Genomic DNA, 16,045 nt, shown 5'->3' with positions numbered 1-16,045 from the left:
CAGTCAGTTGAGGTCCGGCGCGCCGTCGGCCGGCGCGCCCGCAAACACGTGCTTCACGCCGTCCGGCGTCTCGATGTAGCGCACGTCGCCGATCTCGAGCATCCCCGAGTACGCGACGGGCACCGGCGCGTCGCCGGACTGGCGCGCATCGACTTCGATCGCGCGCACGTTCGGCCCGACATCCGCGCGCACGCGCTCGACCGCCTTGCGCAACTGCGCGAGGTCCGGCACGACGCCCGACACCCGAAAGCGCCCCTGCCCCGCATACGCGACCGTCGCGCCCGATGTGCCCGATGCGCCGAGCGATTCGCCGATGCTCTGCGCGTCGTCCTGCGCGACGTCGTACTGGCGCTCGACGCGGCGCGCGGCGAGCCGGTCGAGCAGCTTGCGCGTGGCGAGGTCGTCGGCGGGCGTCGCCACCATCCCGGTGACGGCGACCATCGCGCCGCGCGGCGCCGCATGCAGCTCCGCGTAGCCGGCGCGCTGGAGCTCCGCGCCAATGCGCGTCGCGAGCGCGTCGGCGTGCTCGACCGGGGGCGGCGCATTCGGATGCGCGCTCGCGAGCATCGCGCCCATCGCGAGCAGGCCGGCGACGAGCGCGCCGCCTGCCGCCGCGCACGCGGCGAGCTTGCGCTGCGCGCCGCGCCGCGCCGCGTCCGCGCCGGGCGGCGGCGCCCACAACGTCGCGAGCAGCTCGAGATCGCTCGGCCACGCGCCGTCCGCGGGTCCGACGCACAACGCGGTCTCGCCGAACGGCACCGGCACGAAGTCCTGCATCAGCAGCGGCGAGCCGTCCGCGTCGAACGGATCGGCGGCCGTCTCGGTCGGCACCGGCGCCGCGCGCTGCGCACGCGTTGCGCCCTGTGCGTCGATCGACAGCAGCAGGTCGCCGTCGCGCCAGTCGGTAATGCGAATCGCCGCGTCGTCGCCCGCGCCGATCCGGTGCTCGCCGGCGCCGAGCGCGATTTCCACGCCGGCGTGCAGGCCGGTCAGGATCCGCAGCAGCTTCATCGGTTGCTCCCTATCGTTGCGTCGTGGGTTTCATCGGCATCGATCGAGTCGATCGCAATCGGCTCGCCGCTTCGTTCGTCCATGCAGCCAGAATAGTTCGTCGCGGCCTCGCGGTTCGTTCGTCATGCGAATTCTCCGTCGCGCTTGCGAAGCGTCGCGCGCGCCGCGACGCTCACGATCGTGGCCGCGATGCGACCGACACGCCGCCGCGCAACGTCCCGACGCTCGCGATCGCGCGTGCGAGCTGCGCGTTCGTCGACGGACGCTCCGCGTTGAACACGAGGAGCGGCAGCAACAGATAGTGCGTGCTCGCGCGCTCGCTTCGCGCGGCCGATGCGTCGCGCGGCGCTGTGTGCGCGCTTTGCGTCGCGTCGAGCAGCACCTGCTTCACGCCGCTCCAGCCGATCGGCGCCCACGGGCCGGAACGCAAGCGGGCCGCGAGCAGGTCCGCGTTGTGATTCAGCAGCGCGGGCGTGATGCGCGCGGCCGGCTCCGCGTCGACGCGCCGGCCGAGCTGGAGCAGCGTGTCGGCCCACAGGTGGCGCAGCGCCTGCTCGCGCTGCGCCGCGTCCGCGAGGGTATGCGCGATGTCGCGCAGCGCGCGCTGCGCCGGCGCGGGCGCGGCCGTGGGCCGCGCGCGCACGCGCGGCAGCGCGGTTACGCCGGCCGGCTCGTCGTCGCGTTCGTCCTGGTCGCGCTGCTGCCCGCCGCCGCCCTGCCGGCCCGAATGCCGGTCGTGCTCGTCGTGCGGCGCGACGTGCGCGTGCGACACCGCCGCTTCATCCCCGCCGTCGAACGATTCCTCCTGGCTCTCGGCGCGGCGCCGCCGGCGCGAGCCCGCCGCGGCCGTCTTCGGGCGCGGCTTCAGCTTCGCGAGCATCTGGTTGCGCGCGGCGGCCGCATTCGCCTGATAGCCGTTCGAATACGTGAAGCGCGTGCCGTACTTGCCGTAGGTCGCCGCGGTGCGCGCGCGCACCGGCCGGCGCCGCCGCGGATCGGGCTTTGCGGCATGGATGGTCTGCGCGATCGCGCGCGTGATGCGGCTCATGACGGCACCGCCGCGGAGAGGAGTTGCTGCGCGAAATGCAGGATCTCGGCGGCCGCCCACGGTCCGGCGATCGCGACGGTCACCGTCACCGCGACGAGCTTCACGCCGTACGAGATGCTCTGCTCCTGCAGCGACGTGATCGCCTGCAGGAACGAGATCGCGAGCCCGGATGCGGCCGCGACGAGCACGACGGGCAGCGAGATGTAGAGACACAGCATCATGCCTTGCGACGTGAGCCGGATCAGGTCGTCGGTTTCCATCGGGCGAGCCTCCTCGAAATGGGGAATCGGAAATCAGGAATAGGTCAGCACGAGCCCGTGCACGAGCGTCGACCAGCCGTCCATCACGACGAACAGCATCAGCTTGAACGGGATCGCGACGTTGGTCGGCTGCACCTGGTTCATCCCCATCGACATCAGCACGTTCGCGATCACGAGATCGACGATGATGAACGCGATGTAGAGGATGAAGCCGATGCGGAACGCGTCGGTCATCTGCGCGAGCGTGAACGCGGGCGCGAGCACGATCAGGTCGTCGTCGCGCAGTTGCGCGGCCGCGGCCTTCGGCCAGATCACCGACGCCGAGCGCAGGAAGAAGCGCTTCTCGCGCTCGCGCGAGTGCGCGGCGAGGAACTGGCGGAACGGCTCCTTCGCCGCGCCGAACGCCTGCAGCATCGCCTGCGTCGGCTGCGGCGACAGCGCCTGCCCCTGCAGCTGCTGCTGCGCGGCGAAGCCGATCGGCGCCATGATGTACAGCGACACGAGGATCGCGATGCCGTTCAGCACCATGTTCGGCGGCACCTGCTGCACGCCGAGCGCGTTGCGCAGCAGGCCGAGCACGACGACGATCTTCGCGTACGACGTGACCACCATCGCGATGAACGGCACCATGCTCATCACGAGCACGGCGATCAGCAGGCCGGTGATGTCGTTAAACTGAACCATCGTCGCCCGCCATCCGGTCGATCCGCACGCCGAGATGCGCGCCCACCGCGACGAGCCGGCCGCCGCCGATCGCCTGGCCGTACGCGACGAGCCGCACCGGCACGTCGCGCGCGGCGAGCGGCAGCTCGAGCACGTAGCCCGGCCGCAGCGCGGCCAGCTCGGCGATCGACAGCGACAGCGTGTCGATCTCGACGTGCACGGGCAGGTCGACGTCGCCGAGATCGGCAGGCTCGGGCACGGCCGGCGGCGCGCCGTCGTTCGGCGAATCAGCTGGCGAATCGGCCGGCAGGTCGCCCGCGACGATCGGCTCGTCGAGATCGTCGGCGGTGTCTGGTGTTTCGATCATCGTCATCGTGGTTCCCTCGATCAGAACGGTTGCATGCCATTGCGTCGCGCGACGCGCGCCCCACCATGCGTGCAGCGGCCCCGCCTGCGCGGCGCCGAGCGCGGCCGGCGCCAGGTCCAGCAGCACGTCGCCCGGCCGCAGGCTGCGCAGCACCGCGAGCGGCAGCCTGCGCGAGCCGAGCCGCACGCGGCCGGGCAGGCGCACGCGCGCAAGCAGGCCCGCCGCGTCGGGCAGCCGCTCGCCGCGCAAGCGCGCCGTGAGCGCGTCGAGCCACGGCGTCGGCGCGTCGAGCAGCGCGCAGCGCAGCGGCGCGCCGTCGAGCGCGAACGACAGCACGCAGCGCGTCGCGTCGAGCGCCGCCGGTGGCGCGGCGCGCAGCCCGCCGATCGTCACGTCGTCGAGCCCCGCCGCCGCGAACGCGGCGACGAGCGGCGCCAGCAGCGCCGACGCGAGCGCCGTGCGCAGCGACACGCCGGCATCGCCGCGCGCGTCGAGCGCAGGCGCCGCGACGACGTCGAGCGCCGGAAACGCCGCGAGGTCGATCGCGACGCGCGCGGTCGCGCCGTGCAGTCGGAGCTCGAGCACGCCGGGGCGCTCGAAGCGCGGCCGCTCGTCCGTCGCCGCGCGCCAGTCGGACAGCGTCGGGAAGCGCGCGAGCCAGGCGGCGAGCCGCGCATCGGCGACGATGCGTGCAAGCGCCGCGTCGAATGCGCTGCACGCGGGCAGCGGCAGTGCGGCGTCGATGCCGCGCGGCGCGGCGGTGTCGGGTTCCAGTTCGATCGGCTCGGTATCCATCGTCGCGGATGGTCGGGTTCGGTTGCGGGTTCGGTTGCGCGTGCTGCTCAGCCGACGTCGATCTCGATCGTGCGCGGCGCGCCGTGATGCGCGAGCAGCGTGTCGAGTCGCGCATGCAGCGTCGCGCCATGGGTGCAGAGTAAGTGCCGCGTCGCCGCGTCCGGCGTCTCGAACCGAAGCCGCAGGTCGAAACGCGAAAGAACGAGATGCAGCACCGTGTCCGGCAGCAGCGCGGCGTCGAGCGGCAGGCTGATCTCCCACTGGCCCGCTGCGTCGTCGCCGCACAGCGCGGCGATCTCGGTCGCGAGCGCCTCGGCGACGCGCACCATCCGCTCGCGCTGCGCGAACACCTGGTTGACGAACGCATCGGAGCCCGCGCACGCGCGCGCCATCGCTTCGCGCCCGACCGCATCCGGCAGCGCGGACGGATCGCGCTCGAACGACGGCAGCGCGCCGTCGCGCCACGGCAGCGACGCGTCGCGTCGCCGCTCGTCATCGGCCGCTGCGCGCTCGCCGGCGGGCGCGACGCGGGAGCGCCGCATCAATTGCGCGTAGTCGAAGCCGCGCCGGGCCGCGCGCGCCGCCGACGCGCCGCCCGTTTCGGCCACCGGCTCGCCCGCGATGATCCGCACGGGCCTCAGGTCGGCGGCGCTCATGCGTGGGCCGCCGTCGGCATCGTCACGCGGCCGACCGGCTGCAATTCGACCTGGTCGCCGAGCTCCTGGTACGAGTACACGGGCAGCCAGCCGAGCCGCGCCTCGACCATCCGCCGCGTGTAGCGGCGCACGTCCATCGACGTGACGAGCGCGACGTCGTCGCGCGGCGTCTCGCCGACGAACGACGCGACGCTGTCGACGAGATAGCGGACCTGCTCGGGCGGCAGCGCGAGAAAGTTGCCGGCGGGCGTCTGCTTGATCGACTGCCGGATGTGCTGCTCGACCGGCAGATCGAGCAGCACGGCCGGCAGCTGCCGCGTGCCGCGTGACGCCCGATACGCGAGATAGCGCGACAGGTCGCCGCGCACGTATTCGGCGAGCATCAGCATGTCCTTCTCCTTCGGCCCCCACGCGACGAGGCTCTCCATGATGTCGCGCGCGTTGCGGATCGGGATGTGCTCCTCGAGCAGCCGGCGCAGCACGTCGGCGATCCGCTGCGTCGGCAGCGCCTTCTGCACCTCGGCGACGAGCCCCGGATAGTCGATGCCGAGCTGGTCGAGTATCCACTGCGTCTCCTGGATGCCGAGGAACAGGTGCGCGTTGCGCCTCAGCAGCGCGATCGTCTCGTGCGCGATCACCTGCTCGGCATGCCACGCGCGCGCGCCGGCCGGCACCGCCTTGTCGTCGATCCAGTAGCTCTCGGCGAGGCCGCCCGCGGGCCCGCGCTTCGTGCAGCGGCCGGCGAGCGCCGGGTCCGACGCCGCGTCGGGCAGCATCGTCTGGTCGGCGGGCAGTTCGAGCCGCGCCTGCGGCACGTCGCGCATCAGGATCTCGCACGTCGCTGCGGGCAGCGCGTCGCTCGTCCACAGCGTGATGCCGGGAAACGGCAGCCCCTGCTCCTCCTGCAGCTTCGCGCGCTCCTCGTCGAACGCGCGATCGAGCGCGGCGGGCGCGAGCCGCGCGACGAGATCGGGCGACACCCGCACGCCGATCGCGCACGTGAACAGCGGCGCGCGCGGCAGGATCGACGGCGTGCTGCTCTTCGCGCCCGCGCGCTGCAGCGCGATCACCGGCTCGCCGCGCGCGGCCGTGCGGCGCGCGCCCTTCTGCAGCCGGTAGCCGGCGAACGCGAGCATCGCCGACAGCAGCACGAACAGCGCCGCCGGAAAGCCCGGCACCGCGGCGAAGCCGACCAGCAGCACCGCCGCGAAATACAGCGCGCGATGGCTGCCGCCCAGCTGCTTCGCGATCTCGGCGCCGAGCGACGTGCCTTCGCCTTCGTCGTGATCGTCGGCGACGCGCGTGATCATCACGCCCGCCGCGACCGAGATCAGCAGCGACGGAATCTGCGACACCATCGCGTCGCCGACCGACAGGATCGAGAAGCGGTTAGCGGCTTCCCCCGCCGTCATCCCGTGGTACATCACGCCGATCGCGATCCCCGCGACGATGTTGACGAGCGTGATGATGAGCCCCGCGATCGCGTCGCCCTTCACGAACTTCATCGCGCCGTCCATCCCGCCGTGGAGCTGGCTCTCCTTCGCGAGCGTCGCGCGCTTGCGGCGCGCCTCGTCGGGCGTCAGGATGTTCGCGCGCAGGTCCGCGTCGATGCTCATCTGCTTGCCGGGCATCGCGTCGAGCGTGAAGCGCGCGCCGACTTCGGCGACGCGCTCCGAGCCCTTCGCGATCACGATGAACTGCACGATCGTGATGATCAGGAACACGACGAGGCCGACCACGAGATTGCCGCCGACGACCAGCTCGCCGAAGCTCTCGATGATGTCGCCCGCGTTCGCGTGCAGCAGGATCGACTTCGTCGACGCGATGTTCAGCGACAGCCGGTACAGCGTCGTGAACAGCAGGATCGACGGAAACACCGACAGCGACACGATGCTGCCGACGTACATCGTCACCATCAGCAGCGTGACGCTGATCGCGATGTTGATGCCGAGCAGCACGTCGATCACCTCGGGCGGCAGCGGCAGGATCATCAGCGACACGATCGCGACGACCAGCACCGTGATGCCAACCTCGCCGCCGGCGGGAAACTTGAGGGTTTTCAGCGTCATGACGACCTCGCGGAGGGAACGGCGGCGGCATCGGCGCGGGCGCCCGCGACCGATTCGACCCAGCGCAGGATCGCGGCCACCGTTTCGAACAGTTCTTCGGGAATCGCCGCGTCGCGTTCGACGCGGTACAGCGCGCGCGCGACGGGCGGGTTGCCGACGATCGGCACGCCGAGCGCATGCGCGTGGCGGCGCAGCGCGAGCGCGCCGTCGTCGACGGCCTTCTCGATCACCCGCGGCAGCGGATGCTCGTCGGGCGCGTAGCGGATCGCGACCGCGTAGTGCGTCGGGTTGACGACGAGCACGTTCGCCTGCCCGACCTTCTGCCGCGGCGGCGCGCTCGTCGCGATCTCGCGCGCGAGCCGGCGGCGCTCGCCCTTGGTGTGCGGATCGCCTTCGCTCTCCTTGTGCTCGCGCTTCGTCTCTTCCTTCGTCATCCGGTTGTCGCGGATGAACATCACGCGCGCGATCTTGTAGTCGGCCGCCGCGAACACCACGACGACCAGCAAGACGACGCCGAGCAGCTTCATCAGCACGGTCCACAGCACGCGCGACAGCTGCGGCGTCGGCTCGTACACGCTCGCGACGACGAGCGGAAACAGCGACGTCATCATCTTCCAGATCACGCACGCGAGCACGACCGCCTTGATGATCATCTTCAGGAGCTCGAGCAGCGACTTCAGCGAGAAGATCCGCTTGATGCCCGCCATCGGATTGATCGCGCCGAACTTCGGCATCACGGGCTCGAGCGTGATCATGAAGCCCGCCTGAGGCGCCTGCGACACGATGCCCGCGACGATCGCGGCGACGACGAACGGCAGCATCGTCAGCGCGGCGCTCGCGGCGAGATCGTGCAGCGCGGCGAGCGTCGCCTGCGGCGTGCGCTCGCCCTGCACGAAGTCGAGCGCGGTGCGGATCGCGCGCGACAGGCCGCCCGTCAGCATCGATTCGCCGGCCGTCATCACGCCGACGGCGGCCGCCAGCGTCACCGCGTCCGCGACGTCCTTGCTCTTTGCGACCTGGCCCTTCTCACGCACCTTCTTCAGCTTCTTCTCGGAGGGCTCTTCGGTTTTCTCTTCGGCCATCGCCGCCGTTCCTGTCGAGAGTAGGACATGGCGCGTACGTTAGCGGCGCGCGGCCCCGCAGGCACGCGCCGACCCGAAGCCGCGCCGTCGGGCGCGAAGCGCGCATGACGCTTCGCGCCGCACGCGCGCGCTTCGCATCGGCGGCCGGGCGGCCGCGGCGCGCTGCTACCTTGCGCTCCATACGCCTTTCCCTCAACGACATGCGCCGCTCGCGCGGCGCCACGGAGCGCACACCATGGACGAATCCCGGCCGACCTATCTGCGATGCAGCCAAGCGGCGCTGAACGAACTGATCGACGCCGCGAGCCTCGCGCTCGGCGGCGCGCTCGACGGCCCGGCCGCCGATCCCTACGACATCGGCCTGCTGATCGACGCGCTGCGCGTGCTCGCGCCGCAACTGCCCGCCGCCGACATGTTCGACGGCATGCTGCACGTCGCGCTCGGCAACTTCGACGACGCCGTGCGCGTGTTCGCGGAGATCGCGAACGGCAAGACGAACACGATCTACGGCAAGGCGCTGCTCGCGTTCGCGCTGCAGTTGAAGCGCGATCCTGAATGGCGGATCGCCGCCGACGAGGTGCTCGCGGCCGGCAGCCCCGCGCAGGCGGTCGCGCTCGTGCGCGCGCTCGAGCGGCAGCACGACGTGCTGCTCGCGAAGGAGCACGCGGAACGCACGGGCGTCTGGGAGCTGCCCGAATCGGCCGCGGCGGCGAACGGCGACGCGGCCGATGGGGTCAACGGGCCGCCCGCGAACCCGGAGGGCGGCTTCGATGCGCAGGCCGCGTTCGCGCATCAGCAATATCTGCGTCTTTGACGAGGAGACCCGCATGAACGCCCCGCTTTCCCCGATCGACCTGACCCGCGCGCTCGACGTCGCGTTCTCCGACGCGGCGGCCGCGCCGGCCGGCGCAACGGCCGCTGCGGCATCCAGCGTCCCGCCCGACGTCGCCGGCCGCTTCCAGGCGCTGATGTCGAACGCGACGCCGACGCCGCCCGTCGCGCATGCGCACGAAGCAAGCGCGGTGTCGAAGCTCGTCGAGACGTCGGACGCCGCGATCAAGCAGGTGCTCGACAACGCCGCGTACCTGAGCCAGCACGCGAACGACCTGTCGATGAACGAGATGTTCGCGGCGTCGATCCAGGCGTCGGCCGAGGCGACCGCGATGCAGATCGACCTGCAGGCGAAGATGGGCGTCGTCACGTCGACGAAGGACGCGATCGGCTCGCTGATGAAGAACCAATGATCATGGACCGACTCCGTCTCCCGACCTCCGCCGCCGGCCGCCGTCGCACGGCCCGGCTCGCCGCGCTGCTCGCGGGCGCCGTGCTCGTCGCCGGCTGCCAGCAGGAGCTGTACGGCGGCCTCGCCGAGCGCGACTGCAACGAGATGATGGCCGCGCTGCTGCAGAACGGCGTCGACGCGCAGAAGAAGACGCCCGACGGCGGCAAGACGTGGACGCTCGCCGTCGACGACAAGCAGATCGTCAAGGCGATGGAAGTGCTGCGCGCGCGCGGGCTGCCCGCGACGCGCTACGACGATCTCGGCGCGCTCTTCAAGAAGGACGGCCTCGTGTCGACGCCGACCGAGGAGCGCGTGCGGTTCATCTACGGCGTGTCGCAGGAGCTGTCGGACACGCTGTCGAAGATCGACGGCGTCGTCGTCGCGCGCGTGCACATCGTGCTGCCGAACAACGATCCGCTCGCGCAGGTCGCGAAGCCGTCGTCGGCGTCGGTGTTCATCAAGTACCGGCCGAACGCGAACCTCGCGACGCTCACGCCGCAGATCAAGAACCTCGTCGTCCATAGCGTCGAAGGGCTGACCTACGACGAAGTGAGCGTCACGTCGGTCGCCGCCGATCCGGTCGACCTCGTGTCGGCCGCGCAGCCCCCCGCGCAGAAGTCGGGCGGCGCGACGCTCGTCGGCGTGCTGATCGCCCTCTTCGTGTGCGTCGTGCTCGCGGCCGGCGGCGGCGTGCTGTGGTGGCGCGCGCGCAAGCACGGCAGCGCCGGCGCGGGCGGCCTCGCCGCGCGGCTGCGCGGCGGCAATGGCGGCGGCGCGAACGCCGCGGCCGCGCCTCGGCAGGCTGGCGCGCGATGAGCGGCGGCGCGCCGGCCGCGAGCGTCGCCAGCGTCTCGACGCGGGCCGCGTGGCTCGCCGGCTACGACGCGAACGCGCGATGCGCGGCCGACTGGGTTCACGCGAGCTGGCACGGCGCGCTCGCGCCGCTCGTCGCGACGATGCATGACCATGCGCCCGCGCTGCGCGCCGCGTGCTCGCTGCGGCTGTTGCGCACGCTCGGGGCCGCGTCGCCGTCGCTCGACGGCTTCGATGCGCGCGCGGACCGGCTTGCCGCGCTGCCCGTGGCCGACACGCTGCGGCTGTTGCGCGTGCGCGCATTGCTGTTCCGGCGCACCGAGCTGCGCCACTGGATCGACCGCGCGAGCCGCATGCGGCTCGCCGGCTGGGTCGGCGCCGACGGCTGCCGCGCGCTCGCCGCACTCTCGGCGCTGCCCGATGCGCCGCGCGCGCGCGATCTCGATCGCCGCGAGCCGCCCGTGCCGCTCGCGCAACGCTCCAGCGACGACCTCGCATGGGAAGGCTGGTGCCTGTTCGAGCGCGAGCGGGCCTGGTCGCCGGCGGGACCGATGCGCATCGTGCGCCTCGCGCTGCCGCGCGACGCCGCGCGCGCGCCGTGGATCGATCGCGCGGCGGCGGACGCGGACGGCGCGACGCTGCTCGCGCGCCTGCCATCGCTGTTTCCGGAGTGGTCATGGCTTTTTGGCTGAAGAACCGGCGGATTCCGCTCGCCGACGATCTCTGCATCGACGCGCCGCACGGCGTGCTGCGCCGTGACGCGTACGAGACGGTTCAGGCGCTCGACGTCGCGCTCGACGCGCTCGTGGCGGAACGCGACGCCGTGCTGCGCGCGGCCCGCGACGACGCCGAGCGGATCGCCGCCGACGCGCGCACGCAGGCCGACGCGCTCGTCGACGCCGCGCAGCGCGAGCACGACAGCGCGTACGCGCGCGGCTACGACGCGGGCCGCGCGCAGGCGATCGCCGACTGGCATGCGCAGGCGGCCGATTCGTTCGAGCAGGAGCGGCGCGTGCGCGACCGGATGCGCGAGCGGCTCGCGGAGCTCGTCGCCGCGGCCGTCCAGCAGATGGTGCGCGCGGAGGACGCGCGCGGGCTGTTCGCGCGCGCGGCGGAGACGGTCGAGCGCGTCGTCGCCGGCGCGAGCTATCTGACGGTGCGCGTGTGCGACGCCGATTACGACGCCGCGCGCGAGCAGTTCGGGCTGCTCGCCGACGCGTGGCGCAGGCAGGGGCGCAACGTGCCCGTCGACGTCGTGGTCGAGCCGCGCGTCGCGCGCGGCACCTGCGTGTGCGAATCCGATTTCGGCACCGTCGACGCGAGCCTCGACACGCAGCTGAACGCGATCCGCGCGGCGCTCGCCCGCGCGCTCGACGACGCGAGCCGCCCATGAACGCGCTGACCGACCTGTCCCGCGTCGCCGACGCGATGGCCGCGCGGCTCGCGATCGAACCCGCCGTCGGCATGACCGGCAAGGTGCTCGAGGTGATCGGCACGCTCGTGCGCGTCGTCGGCCTCGAAGCGACGCTCGGCGAGCTGTGCGAGCTGCGCAGCGCGTCGGGCGCGCTGCTCCAGCATGCGGAAGTGGTCGGCTTCACCCGCAACGTCGCGCTGCTGTCGCCGTTCGGCACGCTCGGCGAGATCAATCGCGGCACGCGCGTGATCGGCTTGCGGCGGCCGCTGTCGGTGAAGGTCGGCAACGGCATCCTCGGGCGCGTGATCGACAGCTTCGGCGAGCCGATCGACGGGCGCGGCCCGCTCGACTACGACGGGCTGCGTCCCGTGCTCGCGCCGCCGCCGAACCCGATGTCGCGGCGGATGGTCGACGCATCGCTCGCGACCGGCGTGCGGATCGTCGACGGCCTGATCACGCTCGGCGAGGGCCAGCGGATGGGGATCTTCGCGCCCGCCGGCGTCGGCAAGAGCACGCTGCTCGGGATGTTCGCGCGCGGCGCGTCGTGCGACGTCAACGTGATCGCGCTGATCGGCGAGCGCGGCCGTGAAGTGCGCGAGTTCGTCGAGCTGATCATGGGCGAGGACGGCATGGCGCGCTCGGTCGTCGTGTGCGCGACGTCCGACCGCTCGTCGATCGAGCGCGCGAAGGCCGCGTACGCCGCCACCGCGATCGCCGAGTATTTCCGCGACCAGGGCAAGCGCGTGCTGCTGATGATGGATTCGCTGACGCGCTTCGCGCGCGCCGGCCGCGAGATCGGCCTTGCGGCCGGCGAGCCGCCCGCGCGGCGCGGCTTCCCGCCTTCCGTGTTCGCCGAGCTGCCGCGCCTGCTCGAGCGCACCGGGATGGGCGAGCAGGGCTCGATCACCGCGCTCTACACCGTGCTCGCCGAAGACGATTCCGGCAGCGACCCGATCGCCGAAGAGGTGCGCGGCATTCTCGACGGCCACATCATCCTGTCGCGCGAGATCGCCGCGCGCAACCAGTATCCGGCGATCGACGTGCTCGGCAGCCTGTCGCGGATCATGCCGCAGGTCGCGACGCGCGAGCACGTCGGCGCGGCCGGCCGGCTGCGCCAGCTGCTCGCGAAGCACCGCGAGATCGAGACGCTGCTGCAGCTCGGCGAATACCAGGCAGGCAGCGATCCGGCGGCCGACGAGGCGGTCGCGAAGATCGACCGGATCCGCGCATTCCTCAACCAGCGCACCGACGAGTACTCGCCGCCCGACGCGACGCTCGCCGCGCTGCACGCGCTCGTCCAGTGAAGAGCCGCAAGCAGCGCGCCTTCGAGACGCTGCTCGCGCGGCGCGAGCAGCGCGGCGCGAAGCTGCGCGCGGAGCAGGGCGCGCTGCGCGCCGAACGCGACGCGGCGGCGGCCGAGCTCGCGCAGGGCGAAGCGCACGCGCACGCGAAGCTCGATGCCGCGAATCGCTATGCGGCGCGCGTCGACGCGATGGCGGCCGGCCACGCGCCGTTCCTGATCGGCGATTACACGGCGTGCCGCCGCTATCGCGACGCGCTGCTCGACGAGCACGCGCTCGCGAGCGCGCAGTGCGCGCGGCTGCGCGCGGCGTTGCAGGCAAAGCTCGACCAGCTCGCGGCGAGCGCGCGCCGGATCGCGCGCAACGACGCGCAGATCGACGTCGTGCGCGAGCGGATCCGCCGGCTCGCGCGCGCGGCCGAGGCGGCCGCCGAGGACGGGCAGGACGAGGAGATCGAGGAAGGCGTGCTCGCACGCCGGCTCGCGGCCGCGCGGGCTTCCAACGAGACAGACGCATGACGACCTACGACATCTTTCCGCTGCAGCACCTGGGCGACGAATTCATCAGCTTCATCGTGCTGCTCGCGCTGTCGAGCGAGCGGCTGCTCGTGATCATGACGATCCTGCCCGCGACCGCCGACAACGTGATGAAAGGCCCGATGCGCAGCGGCGCGGCCGCCGTCTGGTGCCTGTTCGTCGCCGGCGGGCAGCAGGCGCTGATGCCGCAGCTTCACGGCGCGTTTCTCGTGATCACGTGCGCGAAGGAAGCCGTGATCGGGCTCGTGCTCGGCATCGCGGCGTCGACCGTGTTCTGGGCGGCCGAGGCGATCGGCACCTACGTCGACGACCTCGCGGGCTTCAACAACGTGCAGATGCAGAACCCGAGTTCGGGCACGCAGACTTCGCTGATGGCGACACTGTTCGGGCAACTGACGATCGCGTCGTTCTGGATGCTGGGCGGCATGACGTTCCTGCTCGGCGCGCTGTACGAATCGTATGCGTGGTGGCCGCTCGGCTCGTTCGATCCGGTTCCCGCGCCGCTGCTCGAGCTGTTCGCGCAAGCGCGGATCGACATGCTGATGAACATGGTCGCGCGGATCGCGACGCCGATGATGGCGATGCTGCTGCTCGTCGACCTGGGCCTCGCGTTCGTCTCGCGATCGGCGCAGAAGCTCGACCTGATGTCGGTCAGCCAGCCGCTCAAGGGCGCGATCGCGGTGCTGATCGTCGCGGTGCTGGCGGGGAGCTTCGTGAGCGAGATGCGCGGGCAGATTTCGCTGGCGGGACTCGCGCAGCAGGTGAGGCAGCTTGCCGGACGATAGCGGCGGAAGAAAGTACGACCGGCGTCGCCTGCCGTCGAACGGAAAGCGCGCGCATGGCGCGCATCCTCGCTCGTGTCATGTTTGCCAACATCAATCCTTTCAGGAAGGAGGCACGTCGTCATGTTGAATTCGATCCAGCGTTCATCGCAGTCGCCAACCGTCACCGATCCGGAGCGAAACGTGTCGGCCCAATCGTCGAGCCCGTCGGGTTCAGGGCCGAGACGCTCGCTCGGCGTGTTCTCGCGCGGCCCGTTGCGCAGCGCGCGCGAAACGGCACATCAGCCCCGCAGCGACGAACCTCCCCGGTTGCCGCCGCTGCCGTTCGACAGCAACATCGGCCAGCCTGCGCATGCTCGGCCGCACGAAGGCGCATCGGGCCTGCACGGCGAGACGAACGGTAATCCGCCGCCGACAGGCAGCGGCTCGCTCGCCGCGGCGGATGCCATCGAACCGGCCGATCCGCCTTCCCCACCGCCGCCGGCGGCACCGGCCGCGACTCGGCAGACCGAACCGCCGCCGCCGGCCACGGACGCATTCCACGTGCCGCACCCCGAGCGCCAGCCCGGCCAGGCCTACGACCGCGGCAAGCCGGGCTTCACGTTCGCCGAGACGAACGGCATCCGCCCGCTCGCGTCGCTGTTCAACGCCACCGCCGCCGGCCGGCACGGCGACGTCGCAACCGGCCTCGCGATCGGCGGGCTCGCGTCGGGCCTCGCGCACGAGACGGCCGGCGCCGGCATGAACGGCCATGCGCTGTTCGCGTCGTGGCGCAAGCGCCGGCGCTACGACCGGCAGTTGTCCGCGATGCGCGACCGCGACGTCTCTGTGTTCCTCGCAGCGGCCAACGACAGCCATGTGCGTCGACTCGACCGGCTGATCCTCGCGCGCGATCGCAACGGCAAGCTCGACTACCACCTCGACAAGGTGATGAAGCTCGCGAAGAACGTCGATCCGCAGCTCGCGACGGAAAGCGCGCATGCGAAGGACGTGCTGCTGACGATGTACATCCGCCACGAAGTCGCCGGCAAGCGGATGAACCGCGCCGCCTGCGAGCTCGTACGCAACACGCTCGGCATCGCGTCGGGCGCGGCGCTGATCGCCGGCACGCACGGGCTCGCGGCCGCGCCGGCGAGCGCGGCCGCCGTCGGGGCGAAACAGGCGGGCTTCGCGCTCGCGCTGCTGAACGCGCTCGACATCGCCAAGGGCGTGCGCGGCCTGAAGCAGCGGATGCGCGACGACAAGGCGCGCGAGATCGCCCACAATGCACTGCGCAACCGCATGACGTTCGATGCGGACGTCATCGACGACGAGACGCCCAACGAAGTGATTCAGGCCATTCATGCGGGGCTGGACGACAACGGCCGGCTCGAGGCCAATCACAAGCGCTTCGGCAAGGTTTTTCCGGGGCGCTGGGTCAACGAGAAGAAATCGACGGAGAACAAGAACGAGATGGCCGAACTGACGGCCGAACACGCGTTGACGATCGTCAACTGCAGCATCGATCGCTTCGCCGGTGACGGCCCTGCGAAGCTGCATGCGTTTTTCGCGGGCATTCATGTGAAGAACGCGTCGACGTCGCAGAAGAAGCGCGCGCTGCGCGACGCGATCGGCAACGATGCCGACCTCGTCGACGCGCACAACCTGCTGTGCGATCTCGGCATGCGCGACGGCGAGGCGCGCGTCGCGATCGAAAGCCTGATCGTGCGGCGCATCGAGATGGGTCTCGCGACCGATGCGACGACGTCGCGCGCCCGTGCGACGGACGCGGGCCGGAAGCATGCGGAGCAGGCGGCGTCGGGCGAACGCGCGCCCGATGACGTGACGGCGCTGCGCACGGTGCTGCAGCGGCGATGAGCGAACGATGCACGCGTCCGATGTTTCGCGTTAGCGCCGCTCGCTTCGCGCACCCGGCCATCGCAACCCGCTGCGACGCGCATCATCCCCGTGTCGAGCGCTGTCGTGC

Annotated in this window: 16 protein-coding genes and 1 pseudogene; 9 read left to right on the top strand and 8 right to left on the bottom strand. The window is 71.7% G+C overall.

Translation table 11 applies throughout. The features are described 5' to 3' along the window. Positions 1-3: 3 nt before the first annotated feature. The 8 genes from hrpD5 to sctU form a co-directional block, all read right to left on the bottom strand. Positions 4-1,011: an HrpD5 family protein gene (gene hrpD5 / locus ACFIMZ_RS21695; RefSeq protein ID WP_431824372.1), complete on the bottom strand. Its 1,008-nt coding sequence runs from the start codon at positions 1,009-1,011 to the stop codon at positions 4-6. 172 nt (positions 1,012-1,183) lie between these two features. Further along, a complete protein-coding gene (locus tag ACFIMZ_RS21690) occupies positions 1,184-2,059 on the bottom strand; it encodes a type III secretion system protein (RefSeq protein WP_431824371.1) in 876 nt (291 codons plus the stop codon). Further along, positions 2,056-2,319, bottom strand: coding sequence for a type III secretion system export apparatus subunit SctS (gene sctS, locus ACFIMZ_RS21685; protein ID WP_010089251.1), 264 nt, complete (start codon positions 2,317-2,319; stop codon positions 2,056-2,058). The genes ACFIMZ_RS21690 and sctS overlap by 4 nt, the downstream gene beginning before the upstream one ends. A 33-nt stretch (positions 2,320-2,352) precedes the next feature. Beyond that, entirely contained in the window at positions 2,353-3,003 is a 651-nt protein-coding gene (gene sctR, locus ACFIMZ_RS21680; protein WP_010089250.1) for a type III secretion system export apparatus subunit SctR, read from the bottom strand. After that, the gene (sctQ, locus tag ACFIMZ_RS21675; RefSeq protein WP_431824370.1) at positions 2,990-4,144 is read right to left on the bottom strand and encodes a type III secretion system cytoplasmic ring protein SctQ; all 1,155 of its coding nucleotides are present in this window, start codon (positions 4,142-4,144) and stop codon (positions 2,990-2,992) included. The genes sctR and sctQ overlap by 14 nt, the downstream gene beginning before the upstream one ends. Before the next feature lie 47 nt (positions 4,145-4,191). Next, positions 4,192-4,800, bottom strand: coding sequence for a type III secretion system protein SctP (gene sctP / locus ACFIMZ_RS21670; RefSeq protein WP_431824369.1), 609 nt, complete (start codon positions 4,798-4,800; stop codon positions 4,192-4,194). Beyond that, complete coding sequence (gene sctV, locus ACFIMZ_RS21665) at positions 4,797-6,869, bottom strand: type III secretion system export apparatus subunit SctV (protein ID WP_431824368.1); 2,073 nt, start codon at positions 6,867-6,869, stop codon at positions 4,797-4,799. Before sctV ends, sctP begins: the two co-directional genes overlap by 4 nt. Further along, entirely contained in the window at positions 6,866-7,951 is a 1,086-nt protein-coding gene (gene sctU, locus ACFIMZ_RS21660; protein ID WP_431824367.1) for a type III secretion system export apparatus subunit SctU, read from the bottom strand. Before sctU ends, sctV begins: the two co-directional genes overlap by 4 nt. A 235-nt stretch (positions 7,952-8,186) precedes the next feature. Here sctU and ACFIMZ_RS21655 point away from each other — a divergent pair, with 235 nt between their 5' ends. The 9 genes and pseudogenes from ACFIMZ_RS21655 (at position 8,187) to ACFIMZ_RS21615 (ending at position 15,936) form a co-directional block, all read left to right on the top strand. Continuing rightward, entirely contained in the window at positions 8,187-8,765 is a 579-nt protein-coding gene (locus ACFIMZ_RS21655) for an HrpB1 family type III secretion system apparatus protein (protein WP_431824366.1), read from the top strand. 13 nt (positions 8,766-8,778) lie between these two features. After that, complete coding sequence (locus ACFIMZ_RS21650; protein WP_431824365.1) at positions 8,779-9,195, top strand: type III secretion protein HrpB2; 417 nt, start codon at positions 8,779-8,781, stop codon at positions 9,193-9,195. Beyond that, positions 9,192-10,049: a type III secretion system inner membrane ring lipoprotein SctJ gene (gene sctJ, locus ACFIMZ_RS21645; protein WP_431824364.1), complete on the top strand. Its 858-nt coding sequence runs from the start codon at positions 9,192-9,194 to the stop codon at positions 10,047-10,049. Before ACFIMZ_RS21650 ends, sctJ begins: the two co-directional genes overlap by 4 nt. Beyond that, a complete protein-coding gene (locus ACFIMZ_RS21640; protein WP_431824363.1) occupies positions 10,046-10,738 on the top strand; it encodes a type III secretion protein HrpB4 in 693 nt (230 codons plus the stop codon). Before sctJ ends, ACFIMZ_RS21640 begins: the two co-directional genes overlap by 4 nt. Beyond that, positions 10,723-11,439 (top strand): type III secretion system stator protein SctL, encoded by a 717-nt coding sequence (gene sctL, locus ACFIMZ_RS21635; RefSeq protein WP_431824362.1) that lies wholly within the window; start codon positions 10,723-10,725, stop codon positions 11,437-11,439. Before ACFIMZ_RS21640 ends, sctL begins: the two co-directional genes overlap by 16 nt. Then, complete coding sequence (gene sctN, locus ACFIMZ_RS21630; protein ID WP_431824361.1) at positions 11,436-12,764, top strand: type III secretion system ATPase SctN; 1,329 nt, start codon at positions 11,436-11,438, stop codon at positions 12,762-12,764. Before sctL ends, sctN begins: the two co-directional genes overlap by 4 nt. Further along, positions 12,761-13,279: a type III secretion protein HrpB7 gene (locus tag ACFIMZ_RS21625; protein ID WP_431824360.1), complete on the top strand. Its 519-nt coding sequence runs from the start codon at positions 12,761-12,763 to the stop codon at positions 13,277-13,279. Before sctN ends, ACFIMZ_RS21625 begins: the two co-directional genes overlap by 4 nt. Next, positions 13,276-14,073: pseudogene (gene sctT, locus ACFIMZ_RS21620) on the top strand (type III secretion system export apparatus subunit SctT); the annotation flags it as partial. The gene ACFIMZ_RS21625 and the pseudogene sctT, both read left to right, overlap by 4 nt. Positions 14,074-14,202: 129 nt before the next feature. Next, a complete protein-coding gene (locus ACFIMZ_RS21615) occupies positions 14,203-15,936 on the top strand; it encodes a hypothetical protein (RefSeq protein WP_431824359.1) in 1,734 nt (577 codons plus the stop codon). The last annotated feature ends 109 nt before the right edge of the window (positions 15,937-16,045 follow it).

Origin of the sequence: Burkholderia sp. F1, assembly GCF_050813845.1 — a bacterium.
GTDB classification, from domain to species: Bacteria; Pseudomonadota; Gammaproteobacteria; order Burkholderiales; family Burkholderiaceae; genus Burkholderia; species Burkholderia ubonensis.
The sequence above is the reverse complement of the archived record's forward strand: the minus strand, read 5'-3'. Positions and strand labels throughout refer to the sequence as shown.

Coding starts and splice junctions, on each gene's coding strand:
- hrpD5 (WP_431824372.1), bottom strand. CDS start 1,011: ATGAAGCTGCTGCGGATCCTGACCGGCCTGCACGCCGGCGTGGAAATC.
- ACFIMZ_RS21690 (WP_431824371.1), bottom strand. CDS start 2,059: ATGAGCCGCATCACGCGCGCGATCGCGCAGACCATCCATGCCGCAAAG.
- sctS (WP_010089251.1), bottom strand. CDS start 2,319: ATGGAAACCGACGACCTGATCCGGCTCACGTCGCAAGGCATGATGCTG.
- sctR (WP_010089250.1), bottom strand. CDS start 3,003: ATGGTTCAGTTTAACGACATCACCGGCCTGCTGATCGCCGTGCTCGTG.
- sctQ (WP_431824370.1), bottom strand. CDS start 4,144: ATGGATACCGAGCCGATCGAACTGGAACCCGACACCGCCGCGCCGCGC.
- sctP (WP_431824369.1), bottom strand. CDS start 4,800: ATGAGCGCCGCCGACCTGAGGCCCGTGCGGATCATCGCGGGCGAGCCG.
- sctV (WP_431824368.1), bottom strand. CDS start 6,869: ATGACGCTGAAAACCCTCAAGTTTCCCGCCGGCGGCGAGGTTGGCATC.
- sctU (WP_431824367.1), bottom strand. CDS start 7,951: ATGGCCGAAGAGAAAACCGAAGAGCCCTCCGAGAAGAAGCTGAAGAAG.
- ACFIMZ_RS21655 (WP_431824366.1), top strand. CDS start 8,187: ATGGACGAATCCCGGCCGACCTATCTGCGATGCAGCCAAGCGGCGCTG.
- ACFIMZ_RS21650 (WP_431824365.1), top strand. CDS start 8,779: ATGAACGCCCCGCTTTCCCCGATCGACCTGACCCGCGCGCTCGACGTC.
- sctJ (WP_431824364.1), top strand. CDS start 9,192: ATGATCATGGACCGACTCCGTCTCCCGACCTCCGCCGCCGGCCGCCGT.
- ACFIMZ_RS21640 (WP_431824363.1), top strand. CDS start 10,046: ATGAGCGGCGGCGCGCCGGCCGCGAGCGTCGCCAGCGTCTCGACGCGG.
- sctL (WP_431824362.1), top strand. CDS start 10,723: ATGGCTTTTTGGCTGAAGAACCGGCGGATTCCGCTCGCCGACGATCTC.
- sctN (WP_431824361.1), top strand. CDS start 11,436: ATGAACGCGCTGACCGACCTGTCCCGCGTCGCCGACGCGATGGCCGCG.
- ACFIMZ_RS21615 (WP_431824359.1), top strand. CDS start 14,203: ATGTTGAATTCGATCCAGCGTTCATCGCAGTCGCCAACCGTCACCGAT.